The following is a 16920-nucleotide window of genomic DNA, read 5'->3' on the forward strand; positions in this document are numbered from 1 at the left end:
CGGCGTCACGACCCTACAAGGTCGGCGTTGACGCGAGCCGCAGAATCGCGGAGGCCCTGCACGTCCGGTCCTGCGGCGAGCACACCGCGCGACGTCGACGCGATGACGTTGTCCAGGACCCCGCCGAACAGGCGCCGGATGTCGTCCGGAGTGCCGCCCTGGGCGCCGAGCCCTGGCACCAGCAGCGGCCCGTTGATCGCGAGGTCCTCGTCCGCCTCGCCGATCGTCGCGCCCACGACCGCACCGTACGCGCCCATCGGCGTGGCCCCGGCATTGAGCTCGGCGAGCTGGCGCAGGATCCCGCCCGCAACGGTCTCCCCCGACGCACCGCCCGCGGCGTCGGGTCGCAGGGCGTGCTGCACCTCGGGGCCTTCGGGGTTGGAGGTCAGCGCGAGGACGAACACCCCCGCGTCGTTCTTCTCGGCCACCTCGAAGAACGGCGCGAGCGAGCCGAAGCCGAGATACGGGCTGACCGTGATCGCATCGGCCGCCATCGGGGCGTCGTCGTCGAGGTACGCATCGGCGTACGCCTGGGCGGTCGAGCCGATGTCGCCGCGCTTGACGTCGAGCACGACCAGCGAGCCCGTGTGCCGCAGGTCCTCGATCGTGCGCTCCAGCACGACCACTCCCCTGGCGCCGAAGCGCTCGAAGAAGGCTGACTGCGGCTTGACGAACGCGACCCGGCCCGCGAACGCCTCGACGCACGTGCTGGCGAAGCGGTCCAGGCCCTCGACGGAGTCGGGCAGCCCCCACTGCTCGAGCAGCGACGGGTGCGGGTCGATGCCGACGCAGGCAGGACCGTACGCCTGCATCGCGACCCGCGCGCGGGACCCGAAGCTCATGCCCGGGCCTCCGTCACCCGGCGACCCCACTCCTGCAGGGACGTGACGCCGATGCCCCCGCCGATCAACGCCTCGATGCCCTGCACCGCGGCCGCGAGTCCCTGGACCGTCGTGATGCACGGGATGCCCTCGGCGACCGCCGCGGTGCGGATCTCGTAGCCGTCGATGCGGGGGCTGCCGCCCGTGGTGACGCCGTGCGGGGTGTTGATGATGAGCTGCACGTCCTGCTCGCGGATCTTCTCCACGATCGTGCTGCGCGACTGACCCTCCAGCGGCTCCTCGTGGATCTTGCGGATCACCGTGGACTGCACGCCGTTGCGGGCCAGCACCACCGCGGTGCCGCTGGTCGCGAGGATCTCGAAGCCGAGGTCCGCGAGCCGCTTGACCGGGAAGATCATGTGCCGCTTGTCGCGGTTGGCCACCGACACGAAGACCTTGCCCGAGGTCGGCAGCCCGTTCTGGGCGCCTGCCTGCGCCTTCGCGAATGCCTGGCCGAAGCCGGCGTCGAAGCCCATGACCTCACCCGTCGAGCGCATCTCGGGGCCGAGGAGGGTGTCGACGTAGCGGCCCTCGTACGTGCGGAAGCGGTTGAACGGCATGACCGCCTCCTTGACCGCGATCGGCGCGGAGTCGGGCAGCCGCCCGCCGTCCCCGGTCGCGGGCAGGACGCCGGCAGCACGGAGCTCGGCGATCGACTCCCCCAGCATGAGCCGGGCCGCGGCCTTCGCGAGCGGCGTCGCGGTGGCCTTGGACACGAACGGCACGGTGCGCGACGCGCGCGGATTGGCCTCGATGACGTAGAGGATGTCCGACGACAGCGCGAACTGGATGTTGATCAGTCCCCGGACGCCGACGCCCTTGGCGATGGCTTCCGTGGACTCGCGGATGCGCTGGATCTCCAGGTCGCCCAGCGTGATGGGCGGCAGCGCGCAGGCCGAGTCGCCCGAGTGCACGCCGGCCTCCTCGATGTGCTCCATGACGCCGCCGAGGAACAGGTCGGTGCCGTCGTAGAGCGCGTCGACGTCGATCTCGATCGAGTCGTCGAGGAACCGGTCGACCAGCACCGGGCGCTCGGGAGAGATCTCGGTGGCCCGGCCGATGTAGTCCTCGAGGGTGGCCTCGTCGTAGACGATCTCCATGCCGCGGCCGCCCAGCACGTACGACGGGCGCACGAGCACGGGGTAGCCGATCTCGTCGGCGATGTCCTTGGCCTCGGCGAACGTCGTCGCCATGCCGTGCTTGGGGGCCGGGAGGTTCGCGTCCTCCAGCACCTTGCCGAACGCGCCACGCTCCTCCGCGAGCTCGATCGCGGCCGGCTGGGTGCCGACGATCGGGACACCTGCGGCCTCGAGCCCCGCGGCCAGGCCCAGCGGGGTCTGGCCGCCGAGCTGGACGATGACGCCCGCGACCGGACCGGCCTGCTGCTCGGCGGCGACGATCTCCAGCACGTCCTCGAGCGTCAGCGGCTCGAAGTAGAGGCGGTCGGACGTGTCGTAGTCGGTCGAGACGGTCTCGGGGTTGCAGTTGACCATGATCGTCTCGTAGCCGACGGCCGACAGGGCGAGCGCCGCGTGCACGCACGAGTAGTCGAACTCGATGCCCTGGCCGATGCGGTTGGGGCCGCTGCCGAGGATCAGCACCGCGGGCTTGGTGCGCGGCTCGACCTCGGTCTCCTCGTCGTACGAGGAGTAGTGGTAAGGCGTGCGGGCCGCGAACTCCGCCGCGCAGGTGTCGACCGTCTTGTAGACCGGACGGACGCCGAGCGCGTGGCGCACGCCCCGCACGACGTCCTCGCGCATGTCGCGCAGCCCGGCGATCTGGGCGTCGGACAGGCCGTGGCGCTTGGCCTTGCGCAGCAGGGCGGGGTTGAGCTCGCTCGAGTCGCGGACCTCGGTGGCGATCTCGTGGATCAAGAACAGCTGGTCCACGAACCACGGGTCGATCCGGGTCGAGTCGTGCACCTCCTGCGGGGTCGCGCCGGCGCGGATCGCGTCCATGACCAGCGTGATCCGGCCGTCGTGCGGACGCGCGATCGCGGCCAGCAGCTCGTCCTTGTCGCCCGGCTCGCCGGCCCAGTCGAAGCCCGCACCCTTGCGGTCGATCGAGCGCATGGCCTTGCCCAGCGCCTCGGTGAAGTTGCGGCCGATCGCCATCGCCTCGCCGACCGACTTCATGTGGGTCGTCAGGGTCGAGTCGGCGTGCGGGAACTTCTCGAACGCGAACCGCGGCACCTTCACCACGACGTAGTCGAGCGTGGGCTCGAACGACGCCGGCGTCTCGGCGGTGATGTCGTTGGGGATCTCGTCGAGCGTGTAGCCGATCGCAACCTTCGCGGCGATCTTGGCGATCGGGAACCCGGTCGCCTTCGAGGCCAGTGCGGACGAGCGCGAGACGCGGGGGTTCATCTCGATCACGACGATGCGCCCGTCGGCCGGGTTGACCGCGAACTGGATGTTGCAGCCGCCGGTCTCGACGCCGACCTCACGGATGATGCCGATCGAGATGTCGCGCAGCCGCTGGTACTCCACGTCCGTGAGCGTCATCGCCGGCGCGACGGTGATCGAGTCGCCCGTGTGCACGCCCATGGGGTCGAAGTTCTCGATCGAGCACACGATCACGACGTTGTCCGCCGTGTCGCGCATGACCTCCAGCTCGTACTCCTTCCAGCCGAGGATCGACTCCTCCAGGAGCACCTCGGTGGTCGGGCTGAGCGCCAGGCCGGAGCCGGCGATGCGGTGCAGGTCCTCCTCGTCGTACGCGAGACCGCTGCCCGAGCCGCCCATCGTGAACGACGGGCGGACGACGACCGGATATCCGCCGAGGCCCTCCACGCCGTCCAGGCACTCCTGCATCGTGTGGCAGATGACGGAGTTGGCCGACTCCGCGCCCCACTCGGGCGGGAGGGTCGCGACGACCTGCTTGAAGGACTCGCGGTTCTCGCCCTTCTCGATCGCCTCGATGGACGCACCGATCAGCTCGACGCCGTACTTGTCGAGGATGCCGAGCTTGTCGAGCTGGATCGCGGCGTTGAGGGCCGTCTGGCCGCCGAGGGTCGCGAGCAGCGCGTCGGGGCGCTCGATCGCGATGACCTTCTCGAGGTACTCCGGGGTGATCGGCTCGACGTAGGTCGCGTCGGCGAACTCGGGGTCGGTCATGATCGTGGCGGGGTTGGAGTTGACCAGGATGACCCTGATGCCCTCCTCGCGCAGCACGCGGCAGGCCTGGGTGCCGGAGTAGTCGAACTCCGCCGCCTGCCCGATGACGATGGGTCCGGAGCCGATGACGAGGATCGACTCGATGTCAGTACGCCTGGGCATCAGGCCTCCACCTTCGCTGCGTTCATGAGGTCGACGAACCGGTCGAACAGGTAGGCCGCGTCGTGCGGACCGGCTCCTGCCTCCGGGTGGTACTGCACGCTGAACGCCGGGGCGTCGAGCAGCGCGAGGCCCTCGACGACCTGGTCGTTGAGCCCGACGTGGGTCACGCGGGCCGGGCCGTACGGCGTGTCGAACGAGCCCTCGAGGGGTGCGTCGACCGCGAAGCCGTGGTTGTGGCTCGTGATCTCGACCCGTCCGGTCGTGAGGTCCTGGACCGGCTGGTTGATGCCGCGGTGGCCGTACTTGAGCTTGTAGGTGCCGCGGCCGAGCGCGCGGCCGAACATCTGGTTGCCGAAGCAGATGCCGAAGAAGGGCATCCGCCGCTCGAGCACCTGCTGCAGCAGGGCCACGACGTCACCGGCGGCGGCCGGGTCGCCGGGGCCGTTGGACATGAAGACGCCGTCCGGCGACACCGCCAGGACGTCGTCGATCGTCGCGGTGGCCGGGAGCACGTGGACCTCGACACCGCGCTCGGACATGCGCCGCGGCGTCATGCCCTTGATGCCAAGATCGATCGCCGCGACCGTGAGCCGCTTCTCCCCCACCGCCGGGACGACGTACGCCTCGGTCGTGGAGACCTCGCCGGCCAGGTTCGCGCCGGCCATGCTGGGCGCCGAGCGGACCGCGTCCAGCAGGGCGTCCACGTCGGTCGAGACCGAGCTGATGCCGGCCCGCATCGCGCCGGCCTCGCGGAGGTGCCGGGTCAGGGCCCGGGTGTCGACGCCGCTGATGCCGACGACGCCCTGACGGTCCAGCTCGTCCGCGAGCGGGTGCGTCGAGCGCCAGTTGCTCGGCACGCGGGCAGGATCGCGCACGACGTAGCCCGCGACCCAGATCTTGGACGACTCGTGGTCCTCGCCGTTCACGCCGGTGTTGCCGATGTGGGGAGCGGTCATCGCCACGATCTGGCGGCGGTACGACGGATCGGTCAGCGTCTCCTGGTAGCCGGTCATGCCGGTGTTGAAGACGATCTCGCCGACGGTCTCGCCGACGGCTCCGTACGACTCGCCGCGGAACACGCGGCCGTCCTCGAGCACGAGGATCGCGTCGGTCGTCATGAGGTCACACCTTTCACGAGTGCTCGGTCCTGGACGGTCGGCCTGCCACGCAGGAAGGTCGCCACGACCTCGCCGGGCAGGGTCAGTCCGGCGTACGGGTTGTTGCGCGACAGCGATGCCGTGTCGCGCGGATCGATGGTGCGGGACGCGTCGGGGTCGACGAGCACCAGGTTGGCCGGCTCACCGACGGCGAGGGGGCGGCCCTGGTTGGTGACCCGGCCGATCTCGGCGGGCTTGGTCGACATCGCGGTCGCCACCTGCTCCCAGCTGAGGCGGCCGGTGTCGACCATCGTCTGCTGGACGACCGACAGCGCGGTCTCCAGGCCCAGCATCCCGAAGGCTGCTGCCGACCACTCGCACTCCTTGTCCTCCATCGGGTGCGGGGCGTGATCGGTCGCCACGATGTCGATCGTGCCGTCGGCCAGTCCCTCGCGGACCGCCTCGACGTCGTCGTTCGAGCGCAGCGGCGGGTTGACCTTGTAGATCGGGTCGTAGCTGCGCACCAGGTCGTCGCTGAGCAGCAGGTGGTGCGGGGTGACCTCGGCGGTCACGTCGATGCCGCGGCTCTTGGCCCAGCGGACGATTTCGACCGATCCGCGGGTCGACAGGTGGCACACGTGCAGGCGCGAGCCGACGTGCTCGGCGAGCAGCACGTCGCGGGCGATGATCGCCTCCTCCGCCACGGCGGGCCAGCCGGTCAGGCCCAGCTCACCCGAGAGCGGGCCCTCGTTCATCTGGGCACCCTCGGTCAGCCGCGGCTCCTGCGCGTGCTGGGCGACGACACCGTCGAACGCCTTGACGTACTCGAGCGCCCGGCGCATGACGACTGCGTCGGAGACGCACTTGCCGTCGTCGGAGAACACCCGGACGCCGGCGGCCGAGTCGGCCATCGCGCCCAGCTCGGCGAGCTGCTGGCCCTGGAGCCCGACCGTGACGGCGCCGACGGGCTGCACGTCGCAGTAGCCGCCCTCGCGACCGAGGCGCCAGACCTGCTCGACCACACCGGCGGTGTCGGCGACCGGCTCCGTGTTGGCCATCGCGTGCACGCACGTGAAGCCGCCCCGCGCGGCCGCCTGCGATCCGGTGAGGACCGTCTCGGCGTCCTCGCGGCCCGGCTCGCGGACGTGGGTGTGCAGGTCGACGAGGCCCGGGAGGGCCACGAGACCGGCGGCGTCGATCTCGATCTCGCCGGTCGCGCCGGCGCCGATCGCGGTGATGATCCCGTCCTCGAACGCGATGTCGGTGGGATCCCCGCCCAGGAACCTGGCCTGGCGGATGACGTACGAGGTGGTCATGCACGTTCCTTGTCGCTGGAGAGTTCGTCGGAGCTGCCGTCGGCTGCGCCGCCGAGCAGGAGGTAGAGGACGGCCATGCGGACGGCCACGCCGTTGGTGACCTGCTCGACGATGACCGAGCGGTCGTGGTCGGCAACGTCTGCCGTGATCTCCATGCCTCGGTTCATCGGGCCGGGGTGCATCACGATCGCGTGGTCGGGCAGGCGGTTCATGCGTGCGGTGTCGAGCCCGTAGCGGCGCGAGTACTCGCGGGCGCTCGGGAAGTACGACGCGTTCATCCGCTCGGCCTGGACGCGCAGCATCATGACCGCGTCCGCGCCCTCCAGCGAGGCGTCCAGGTCGTACGACGTCGTGACCGGCCAGCGGTCGACGCCCACGGGCAGCAGAGTCGGGGGGGCCACGATCGTGACGTTCGCCCCGAGCGTGTCGAGCAGCAGCACGTTGGAGCGCACGACCCGGCTGTGCAGCACGTCGCCGACGATCGTGACGTTCTTGCCCTTCAGGCTGCCGTCGCCGTCCGCGGCCAGGTGCCGGCGCATCGTGAACGCGTCCAGCAGCGCCTGCGTGGGGTGCTCGTGCGTGCCGTCGCCCGCGTTGATGACCGCGCCCTGAGTCCAGCGGGCCTCGGCCAGCCGGTGCGGGGCGCCGGACGAGGGGTGGCGGATGATGACCGCGTCCGCACCCATCGCCTGCAGCGTCAGGGCGGTGTCCTTGAGGCTCTCGCCCTTGGAGACGCTCGACCCCTTGGCGGAGAAGTTGATGACGTCGGCGCTGAGCCGCTTGGCGGCCGCCTCGAACGAGATGCGCGTACGGGTCGAGTCCTCGAAGAACAGGTTGACGACCGTGCGACCGCGCAACGTCGGCAGCTTCTTGATCGGGCGGCTCGCGATGCCGAGGAGCTCCTCGGCGGTGTCGAGGACTTGGATCGCGTCGGCGCGGTCGAGGTCGCCCGCGCTCAGGAGGTTCTTGATCATGCGGTCCCGCCGTTCGTCGCCATGGCCTGGATCGTGACCGCGTCGAGACCGTCGGTCTCGGCCAGCGACACCTTGACCCGCTCGACGAGCGAGGTGGGCAGGTTCTTGCCGACGAAGTCAGCCCTGATGGGCAGCTCGCGGTGGCCGCGGTCGATCAGCACCGCGAGCTGGACGGCCCGGGGCCGGCCCAGCTCGGTCAGCGCGTCGAGCGCGGCCCGGATCGTCCGGCCCGAGAACAGCACGTCGTCGATGAGCACGACGACCTTGCCGTCGATGTCGTCGGGGATCTCCGTGTGCTCGAGGGCGCGCGCCGGCTTCATCCGCAGGTCGTCGCGGTACATCGTCACGTCGAGCGCGCCGGCCGCGATCTCGCGACCCTCGACCTCGGACATGCGCTCCGCGATCCGGCGTGCCAGGTGCACGCCTCGGGTGGGGATGCCCAGCAGGACGAGACCGGCGGAGTCGCGGTTGCGCTCGAGGATCTCGTGGGTGATGCGGGTCAGGGCCCGGGAGATGTCCTGTTCGTCAAGGACCGTCCGGGCGGCGCCTGCCGCGGGGGGTTCGTGCAGCTTGTCAGCACGCGCTACGTCATCGGACGCACTCATGACTGACCTCCTTCTCCGCCTCTCGGGACGGCCGTTAAAGGATGTCGTTGGATCCCCCGAAGACTATCAGCGCGCAACCGTCCCTCCCGACGCGGCGCCACGCTCCCCGCGATCCCAGCCCGAACCCCCCGGCGCGCCCCAGGCGGGACGAACGATGAGGGCTTACGGCAGCGTCAACTACCGCAAACCCTCACCTCCCGTCACCCCCGCACGCGGCCGGGACGAACGATGAGGGCTTGCGGCACCCCCAGCAACCCCAAACCCTCACCCCCCGTCGCCCCCGCACCCGGCCGGGACGAACGATGAGGGCTTGCGGCACCCCCAGCCACCACAAACCCTCACCCCCCGTCGCCCCCGCACCCGGCCGGGACGAACGATGAGGGCTTACGGCAGCGTCAGCTACCGCAAACCCTCATCGTGTGTCCCGGCTCAGACGCGGGCGCGGCGCCAGTAGTGGGGCAGCACGTACTTGACGAAGACGGGCAGGCACTCCACGAAGTAGCGGCGGAAGAGCCGACGGGGCTCCTGCGCGAGGCGGTAGAACCACTCGATCTTCATGGCCCGGACCCAGGTCGGGGCCATCGCTGCGTTGCCGGTGGCCATGTTGACCGCGCCGCCGACGTTGACCACGACCCCGCTGAAGCCCGCCTTGCGGACCTCCTCGCCGATCATGTCGCCGAACGGCGGGGTGACGGCGACGATCAGCAGGTCGACCCCGTACTTCTGCAGCTTCTTGGCCAGCCGCTTGGGCTTCCAGTCGCGCCGGTTGCCGTGCTCGCGGAAGACGACGTGCAGGCCCGAGTCGTGCAGCTGCCCGCGGAAGTCGTGACCCACGTGGCGATCCGCCCCGAGCAGCGCGGCCTTCTTGCCGTGGAACTGGCGCCCCGCGAGCATCCGCTCGATGAACTCCGAGCCCGTGACCCGCTCGGGGTCGATGCCGCGCGAGCGCATGAGCGACACGATGGGCCAGCCGTCGGCGGTGATGTAGTCGGCCCGCTCGATCGTCCGGGCGAAGTCGTCGGACCTCGCGGCCAGCGCCAGGTGGTGCAGGTTGACCGTCTGGATGCGCTTGGGCTGATCGTCGAGCACCGCGGCGTCGAAGTCCTCGTCGTTCAGGATGCACTTCTCGGCCATGAGGTCGATCAGCTCGTCGGTGATCACGCGCGTTCCCCTGTCTCCCAGCGAGACCTGTGGGCCTCACCATGGAAGAGGACGCACCACGCCGATCATGACGCGGGACGACGGACGACCTCAGCCGATCAGCGTCGGCTTCAGCTCCACGATCCGGCTGAGCAGCCCGTTGACGAACGACGGCGACTCGTCGGTGGACAGATCGCTCGCGAGGTTGACCGCCTCGCTGACGGCGACCGCGTCGGGGACGTCGTCGAGGTAGAGGATCTCGTACGCGCCGATGCGGAGCAGGTTGCGGTCCACGGCCGGCATGCGGTCGAGGGTCCAGTCCTTCGCGTTGTCGCTGATGATCTGGTCGAGCCGCTCACGGTGCGCCACGACGCCCTCGACGAGCGCCACCGCGTACTCGTTGACCGGGTACTCGGTGTCACCGACCCGGTCGGGCAGGGTCCCGCCGGTCGGGAGGTTCTGCGCCTCCGACTCGAAGAGGATGTCGAGGGCGCGCTTGCGTGACTTCGTCCGTGCCGACATCAGGCCTTCACACGACCGAGATAGCTTGCGTCACGGGTGTCGACCTTGATCTTCTCGCCGGTGGTGATGAACAGCGGGACCTGGATCTCCTTGCCGGTCTCCAGCGTCGCGGGCTTGGTGCCACCGCTCGAGCGGTCGCCCTGCAGGCCCGGGTCGGTGTGCTGCACGACGAGCTCGACCGAGGCCGGCAGCTCGACGAACAGGACGCGGCCCTCGTTGGTCGCGACGACCGCTTCCTGGTTCTCCAGCAGGAAGCCGACGGTGTCGCCCATGACCGCGGGCGAGACCTCGGTCTGCTCGAACGTCGTGGTGTCCATGAACACGTAGCTCGTGCCGTCGTTGTAGAGGTACTGCATCGTGCGCTTGTCGACCGTCGCGGTCTCCACCTTCGTGCCGGCGTTGAACGTCTTGTCGACGACCTTGCCCGACTCGACGTTCTTCATCTTGGTCCGGACGAAGGCCGGACCCTTGCCGGGCTTGACGTGCTGGAACTCCACGATGGACCACAGCTGTCCGTCGATGTTGAGCACCATGCCGTTCTTCAGGTCGTTCGTGGTGGCCATCAGCCAATCTCCAGGAGGTCTTTGGTCATCGTGGTGAGCACCTCGGGGGCACCCGCGGTCACGAGGACGGTGTCTTCGATACGCACTCCCCCACGGCCGGGCACATAGATGCCCGGCTCCATCGTGAGGACGGTGCGACTGGTCAGTTTACCTGCGTGCGTGCCCGACACGAACGGGTCCTCGTGGATCTCGAGCCCGACGCCGTGCCCGAGCCCTGTCGTGAAGGCCTCCAGCCAGCCCGCAGCCTCCAACGAGGCGCGTGCGGCGGTGTCGGACGCCGCCACCGCGACGCCGTCGCGCAGCAGCTCCAGACCCGCCGCCTGCGACTCGCGGACCGCCGCGTGCACCTCGCGCTGCCAGTCGTCCGCGCGCCCGAGCACCACGGTCCGGGTGCAGTCCGCGTGATAGCCGTCGACCCTCGCGCCGAAGTCGGCCTTGAGCAGGTCGCCGGTCGCCAGGACGCGGTCGGTGGGGCTGTGGTGCGGGATCGCGGTGTTCGGTCCGGATGCGAGGATCGTGTCGAAGGCGATCGCCTCGGCACCGAGGTCGAGCATCGTGTTCTCGAGCTCGCGCGCGACCTGGCGCTCGGTACGTCCGACGAGGCGTCCGGCCAGCACCTGCTCCAATGCACGGGTCGAGATGTCGCAGGCGGACCGCAGCGCCGCGACCTCGGCGTCGTCCTTGACCTCGCGCAGCGACTCCACGACGCGTCCGGCGCTGCGCAGGGAGCTCGCCGCCATGAGCTCGACCAGGCGGGCGTGCGCGTCGACGCTCAGCGTGTGCGACTCGATGCCGTACGTGCCGGGGTGCGTGCGCTCGGCCATGCCGCCGAGCAGGTCGCGGGTGATGACGTGCTCGAGGTCGGGCAGCTCCGCGTCGGCCTGGTCCCGGTAGCGGCCGTCGGTCAGGAACACCGCGTCGCCCTCGGCCGGCACGAGCAGCGCGCCGTTGGAGCCGGTGAACCCCGTGAGGTAGCGGACGTTGACCAGCGTCGTCACGAACAAGCCGTCGAGACCGCGGTCGGCCAGCTCGCGCGCAAGGCGCGTGCGCCGGGCCGCCGTGCTCATGACGAGATCGCCCGGTAGGAGTCGACCAGCACCGACTCCTCGGGCCCCGCCAGGATGGTCGGCTCCTCGAGCCCGTCGAGCACCACGAAGCGCAGCTGGTCGCCGCGGGTCTTCTTGTCCATGCGCATGGCTGCCAGCAGCGGCTCCCAGACGTCCGGCCGGTACGTCGTCGGGAGCCCGATGATCTCGAGCACCGAGCGGTGCCGGTCGAGCAGCCCCCGGTCGATGCGGCCCACCCGGTGCGCGAGCTCGGCGACGAACACCATGCCGATCGCGACCCCCTCGCCGTGCCGGATGCGGTAGCCCTCGAAGCGCTCGATCGCGTGACCGAGCGTGTGGCCGTAGTTGAGCGCCTCGCGGCCGACCGAGCCGTCCGCCCCGGTCTCGTGCAGATCGCCCGCGACGGTGCGTGCCTTGACCGCGATGCCCTTGGTGATCAGCTCGGCAACGATCGACGACCGGGGGTCGGCAATGGTCTCCGGCGCGGCCTCGATGAGCTCGAGGATGGACCGGTCGGCGATGAAGCCGCACTTGGCGACCTCGGCCAGGCCGCTGCGCATCTCGGCGGGCGGCAGGGTCTGCAGGACGTCAAGGTCGCACAGCACGCCGGCCGGCTCGTGGAACGCGCCGACGAGATTCTTGCCCTGCGCGGTGTTGATGCCGGTCTTGCCGCCGACCGCGGCGTCGACCATGCCGAGCACGGTGGTCGGCACGTTGATGAACCGCACCCCGCGCAGCCAGCTCGCGGCGACGAACCCGGCCAGGTCGGTCGTGGCTCCCCCGCCGAGACCGACGATCACGTCCGAACGGGTGAAGCCGGTCTCCCCGAGCACCTTCCAGCAGAACGTGAGGACGTCCGCGGTCTTGGCCTGCTCGCCGTCGGGCACCTCGATCAGGTGCACGTCGAGGTCGTCCTCCACGAGCGGTGCGCGCAGGATCTCGGCCTGCCGGCGCATCGACGGTGCGTGGATGATCGCGACCCGCAGCGCGTCCGGGCCGACGAGACCGGGCAGCTGGTCCTGGACGCCGTTGCCGATCACCACGTCGTACGGCTGCGCGGTGGGGACAGTCAGGCGGGTGGTCATCGGTCCTCCTCCACGAGACGAACGACCTGGTCGACGACCTGGGTCGGGTCGAGGTCGTCGGTCACGATCGTGAAGCGGGCCACCTCGTCGTACAGGGGACGTCGACGGTCCATGAGTGCCTTCATCTGCGAGCGCACGTTCCCGAGAAGGAGCGGGCGGTTGCCGTTCATACCGACGCGCGAGACCCCGGCGGCGAGGCCGACGTCGAGGAAGACCACCCGGTGACCCGCCAGCAGTGCGCGGGTGGCGTCGCTGAGGACGGCTCCCCCGCCGAGGGCCAGGACGCCGTCGTGCTCGGCGAGTGCGGCCGCGACGGCCTCCTCCTCGAGCGTGCGGAAGTGGGCCTCGCCCTGGTCGATGAAGATCTCGGACACCGGGACACCCGCGCGGGCCTCGACGTCGGCGTCCGTGTCACGGAACCCCACGCCCAGGCGAGAGGCGAGCGCCTCGGCGACCGTCGACTTGCCCGCCCCGGGAGGACCGACGAGGACGACGAGGGGGCTCAACGGAGCCTCAGGTTGGCGAGGTAGCCCTCGACGTTGCGCCGGGTCTCCTCCACCGAGTCCCCGCCGAACTTCTCGACGACGGCGTCGGCGACGACGAGCGCGACCATCGCCTCGGCGACGATGCCGGCCGCGGGGACCGCGCACACGTCGGAGCGCTGGTGGTGCGCGCGCGCCTCCTCGCCGGTCTCGACGTCGATCGTGCGCAGAGCCCGCGGCACCGTGGCGATGGGCTTCATCGCAGCACGTACGCGCAGCAGCTCGCCAGTGGTCATGCCGCCCTCGGTGCCGCCGGCGCGACCGGACAGGCGACGGATGCCGTCCTCGGTCGGGACGATCTCGTCGTGCGCAAGCGAGCCACGGGTGCGCGCGAGCTCGAAGCCGTCGCCGATCTCGACGCCCTTGATGGCCTGGATGCCCATGAGGGCCTGTGCGAGGCGGCCGTCCAGGCGCTTGTCCCAGTGCGTGTAGGAGCCGAGTCCCGGCGGCAGTCCCTCGACGACGACCTCGACGACACCGCCCAGGGTGTCGCCCTCCTTGTGCGCGAGGTCGATCTCGGCGACCATCGCGGCGCTCGCGTCGGCGTCGAAGCAGCGCACGGGATCGGCGTCGAGCGCTTCCACGTCCATGTGGGACGGGATCACGCCGGCCGGCGCGCGGACCGTGCCGAGCTCGACGACGTGCGAGACGATCGTCGCGCCGGTCGTCTGCTGGACGAACTGGGCCGCGATCTCGCCGAGCGCGACGCGGGCTGCGGTCTCGCGGGCGCTGGCCCGCTCCAGGACCGGCCGGGCCTCCTCGAAGCCGTACTTCTGCATGCCGGCCAGGTCGGCGTGGCCGGGCCGCGGGCGCGTCAGGGGCGCGTTGCGCTTGAGGCCGTCGAGCACCTCGGGGTCCACCGGGTCGGCGGACATGACCTGGTCCCACTTGGGCCACTCGCTGTTGCCGATGCGCAGTGCGATCGGGCTGCCCATCGTGATGCCGTGCCGCAGGCCGCCGACGATCTCGAGCTCGTCCTGCTCGAACGCCATGCGGGCGCCGCGGCCGTAGCCGAGGCGGCGGCGGGCCAGGGCGGCCTGGATCTCCTTGCTGGTCACCTGCACACCCGCCGGGAGCCCTTCCAGGACGGCGACGAGCGCAGGGCCATGGGACTCACCAGCGGTCAACCAACGAAGCATGGGGCGATTCTTCCACGCCCCGTGCTGCACGTCGGACCCGTGTCGTGCGGCGGACGGTCAGGTGGCGTGGACGACCGGTCCCCACGCCGTGCCGATCACGGCCCCGGCGACCATGTAGGGCCCGAACGCGTAGCCCTGCGGGTCGACGATCCGCAGCCTGGCCAGCACGACACCGAGCACCGCACCGAGGACGAAACCCGCGTAGATGCCGACGAGCACCTCGCTGCGTCCGAGGGCGCCGAGCGCGAGGGCCAGCACACCCGACAACCGCACGTCCCCGTAGCCGAAGGCACCACCGAAGAACCGGCTCCCGGCCCAGTGGAGCACCCGGAAGATCACGTAGACGACCACATTGGCCACGATCGCGTGCACGAGCACGTCCGGGTCACCCAGCAGCAGCGCGCCGACCGCCACGAGCAGCAGGGTGCCCAGGTAGAGCCGCGAGACCACCGCGAAGGGCAGCAGCCGCGTGTGCCAGTCGATGTACGCCAGCCAGCTGCCGACGCCCGTCACCAGCACCCACACGGGCACGAGCTCGGGATCGTCGATCGCCCACGCCGCGACTCCCGCCATCGGAGCGGCCGCTGCGGCGAGCGCCCACGACACGAGCGGACGCGCGGCCAGCACGGCGTATGCGATCTTGTCCGGGTCGCGGTCCGGCTCGGGCGGCTCGGGCAGTCGTCGCAGCACGAGTGGTCCGGCCGCACCGATCAGGGCGGCGACGACGACGGCGAGGGCGACGGTCACCCCCTGACACTAGCGAGGAGACAGGGCGGACAGGGCGGCGTCGCGGAGCAGCTGTGGAGAGACGATCGAGCCGGTCATCAGCTCGACCTGGAGGGCGGCCTGGTGGGCGAGCAGGTCGATGCCCGAGACCACCGGCAGGCCGGCCTCGACGGCGGCCCGGCCGAGACTGGTCGGCCACGGGTCGTACACGACGTCGAAGACGGCCCGGGAGGAGTCGGCGAGCTCGTACGAGCGGGAGCCGACGGCCTCATCGGGCACGGTCGACACCAGCAGGTCGACCTTCTCGATCAACGGCTCGTCGATGTTGCGCACGTGGACCTCGATCCCCCGTCCACGGGCGACCTGGGTGGCCTCGACCGCGCGCGCGGGGTCCCGCACGACGAAGCTCAGCTCCTCGACGCCGAGCCGTACCAGCGCCAGGGCCATCGAGGTCGCCGTCGCGCCGCCGCCCAGGACGCGCGCGGTGCGGGGCGCCTTGACGCCGACCTCCTGGATCGCGGCGATCGCTCCCGGCACGTCGGTGTTGTAGGCCGAGAGCATCCCGTCGTCGACGACCAGCGTGTTGGCCACGCCCAGGGTCTCGACGACCTCGTCGTGCTGGTGCGCGGCGGCCGCGGCCTCCCGCTTGAGCGGAGCGGTCACGGACAGTCCGCGCACGTCGTCGCCGAGCGCACCCACGAACGCGCCCAGCTCGCCCTCGTGGACCTCGACCGCCTCGTAGGCCCAGTCCAGCCCGAGCTCGGCGTACGCCGCACGGTGCATCACAGGTGACAGCGAGTGGGCGATCGGCGAGCCCACGACGGCACAGATCATCCGCAGACACCCTCCGGAGCCGTCTTGCAGTACTCCTGCAGCTGCGCGACCGCCTTGTTGTGCTCGCCGAAGGTGTCGGAGAAGACCGTCTCGCCGGTCTCCAGGTTCACCGCGACGAAGAACAGCCAGGAGCCCTCGGCCGGGTTGAGCGCGGCCTCGATGGTCTTCTCGCCCGGCGACCCGATCGGTCCAGGCGGCAGACCCGCGTTCTGGTACGTGTTGTACTTCGACGGGTCGGCACGCTCCTCGGGCGTCGTGAAGACGTCGCCCTTGCGCTTGCTGACGTACGACACGGTCGAGTCCAGCTGCAAAGGCATGCCCTGGTCGATGCGGTTGTAGAGCACGCGCGCGACCTTGGCGTAGTCCTCCTCGTTGTTGGCCTCGTACTCCAGGATGCTCGCGACGGTCAGCACCTCCTCGCCGGTCAGGCCGAGCGCCCGGGCCCGGGTGCCGATGTCGAGCGACTTCGCGACATCGAGCGTCTTGGCGACCATCTGCTTGAGCAGGTCCGTCGCGGAGGTGCCCGGCGGGATCTCGTACGTCGCGGGGAACAGGTAGCCCTCGGGGTTGAGGTTGGCGACGTCCGGCAGGCCCAGCGTCTCGGGCTTGTCGAGCGCGGCCAGCAGGTCCTTCTCCTTGATCTCGCTGTTGGCGGCGATCAGCTCGACGATCTGGCCGACCCGGGCGCCCTCGGGGATCGTGACCTTGCCCTCGACCCGGTTGCCCTTGTCGATCAGGGCCACCAGCGCGGCCTCGGCGGACATCTTCTTGCGCAGGGAGAAGTAGCCCGCCTGCACCGACTGGAAGCGGGAGTCCTTGATCGCGAGCTGGTAGAACGCCTCGGCGCTCTTGACCACGCCGGCGTCCTTGAGGATGGTCGCGATCTGCTGGCCGCCGGCTCCCGACGGGATCTGAACGGTGACCTTGCCCGTGCCCTGGCCCACGTAGTCCTCGGGACCGCTCATCATGTCCGAGATCTTCTGGTAGCCGAACCACGCGGCGAGCAGGAGCGCGACGACCACCACGAGCGCCACGAGGCGGCGGCCCCACGGCTTGCGGGGAGGGCTGCTCGCGCGTCGGCGGCCGGGGCCGGGTGGCTGCTGTGCCTGGCCGTCCGTCATCAGGTCAAGTCCACTGTCACTCATACGTCT

The 16920-nt window shown here is 70.5% G+C and carries 16 protein-coding genes; all 16 read right to left on the reverse strand.

Translation table 11 applies throughout. The annotated features are described in order from the left end of the window. Positions 1–5: 5 nt before the first annotated feature. Entirely contained in the window at positions 6–842 is an 837-nt protein-coding gene (gene pyrF / locus GEV26_RS10130; RefSeq protein ID WP_153652953.1) for an orotidine-5'-phosphate decarboxylase, read from the reverse strand. Next, entirely contained in the window at positions 839–4159 is a 3321-nt protein-coding gene (carB, locus tag GEV26_RS10135) for a carbamoyl-phosphate synthase large subunit (RefSeq protein ID WP_153652954.1), read from the reverse strand. The genes pyrF and carB overlap by 4 nt, the downstream gene beginning before the upstream one ends. Continuing rightward, positions 4159–5277 (reverse strand): glutamine-hydrolyzing carbamoyl-phosphate synthase small subunit, encoded by a 1119-nt coding sequence (carA, locus tag GEV26_RS10140; RefSeq protein WP_153652955.1) that lies wholly within the window; start codon positions 5275–5277, stop codon positions 4159–4161. Before carA ends, carB begins: the two co-directional genes overlap by 1 nt. Then, on the reverse strand, positions 5274–6572 hold the full coding sequence (locus tag GEV26_RS10145; RefSeq protein WP_153652956.1) for a dihydroorotase: 1299 nt from the start codon (positions 6570–6572) through the stop codon (positions 5274–5276). Before GEV26_RS10145 ends, carA begins: the two co-directional genes overlap by 4 nt. Further along, a complete protein-coding gene (locus tag GEV26_RS10150) occupies positions 6569–7546 on the reverse strand; it encodes an aspartate carbamoyltransferase catalytic subunit (protein ID WP_153652957.1) in 978 nt (325 codons plus the stop codon). The genes GEV26_RS10145 and GEV26_RS10150 overlap by 4 nt, the downstream gene beginning before the upstream one ends. Then, positions 7543–8151, reverse strand: a complete 609-nt coding sequence (pyrR, locus tag GEV26_RS10155) for a bifunctional pyr operon transcriptional regulator/uracil phosphoribosyltransferase PyrR (RefSeq protein ID WP_153652958.1) — start codon at positions 8149–8151, stop codon at positions 7543–7545. Before pyrR ends, GEV26_RS10150 begins: the two co-directional genes overlap by 4 nt. Positions 8152–8580: 429 nt before the next feature. Then, positions 8581–9312 (reverse strand): WecB/TagA/CpsF family glycosyltransferase, encoded by a 732-nt coding sequence (locus tag GEV26_RS10160; RefSeq protein ID WP_153652959.1) that lies wholly within the window; start codon positions 9310–9312, stop codon positions 8581–8583. A 90-nt stretch (positions 9313–9402) separates the two neighbouring features. Next, positions 9403–9813 (reverse strand): transcription antitermination factor NusB, encoded by a 411-nt coding sequence (gene nusB, locus GEV26_RS10165; protein WP_153652960.1) that lies wholly within the window; start codon positions 9811–9813, stop codon positions 9403–9405. Continuing rightward, a complete protein-coding gene (efp, locus tag GEV26_RS10170) occupies positions 9813–10376 on the reverse strand; it encodes an elongation factor P (protein ID WP_153652961.1) in 564 nt (187 codons plus the stop codon). Before efp ends, nusB begins: the two co-directional genes overlap by 1 nt. Next, positions 10376–11443: a M24 family metallopeptidase gene (locus GEV26_RS10175; RefSeq protein ID WP_153652962.1), complete on the reverse strand. Its 1068-nt coding sequence runs from the start codon at positions 11441–11443 to the stop codon at positions 10376–10378. The genes efp and GEV26_RS10175 overlap by 1 nt, the downstream gene beginning before the upstream one ends. Next, positions 11440–12528, reverse strand: coding sequence for a 3-dehydroquinate synthase (gene aroB, locus GEV26_RS10180; RefSeq protein ID WP_153652963.1), 1089 nt, complete (start codon positions 12526–12528; stop codon positions 11440–11442). The genes GEV26_RS10175 and aroB overlap by 4 nt, the downstream gene beginning before the upstream one ends. Then, entirely contained in the window at positions 12525–13034 is a 510-nt protein-coding gene (locus tag GEV26_RS10185; RefSeq protein WP_153933886.1) for a shikimate kinase, read from the reverse strand. Before GEV26_RS10185 ends, aroB begins: the two co-directional genes overlap by 4 nt. Then, the gene (aroC, locus tag GEV26_RS10190; protein WP_153652965.1) at positions 13031–14209 is read right to left on the reverse strand and encodes a chorismate synthase; all 1179 of its coding nucleotides are present in this window, start codon (positions 14207–14209) and stop codon (positions 13031–13033) included. Before aroC ends, GEV26_RS10185 begins: the two co-directional genes overlap by 4 nt. A 57-nt stretch (positions 14210–14266) precedes the next feature. Next, a complete protein-coding gene (locus GEV26_RS10195; RefSeq protein WP_153652966.1) occupies positions 14267–14956 on the reverse strand; it encodes a prepilin peptidase in 690 nt (229 codons plus the stop codon). Between the two features lie 9 nt (positions 14957–14965). After that, a complete protein-coding gene (locus GEV26_RS10200) occupies positions 14966–15769 on the reverse strand; it encodes a shikimate dehydrogenase (protein WP_153652967.1) in 804 nt (267 codons plus the stop codon). Next, positions 15766–16914 carry an endolytic transglycosylase MltG gene (gene mltG, locus GEV26_RS10205; RefSeq protein WP_194839815.1) on the reverse strand — a complete coding sequence of 383 codons (1149 nt, stop codon included), beginning with the start codon at positions 16912–16914 and terminating at the stop codon, positions 15766–15768. Before mltG ends, GEV26_RS10200 begins: the two co-directional genes overlap by 4 nt. Between the last annotated feature and the right edge of the window lie 6 nt (positions 16915–16920).

Source organism: Aeromicrobium yanjiei (assembly GCF_009649075.1).
In the GTDB taxonomy this organism is placed as follows: domain Bacteria; phylum Actinomycetota; class Actinomycetes; order Propionibacteriales; family Nocardioidaceae; genus Aeromicrobium; species Aeromicrobium yanjiei.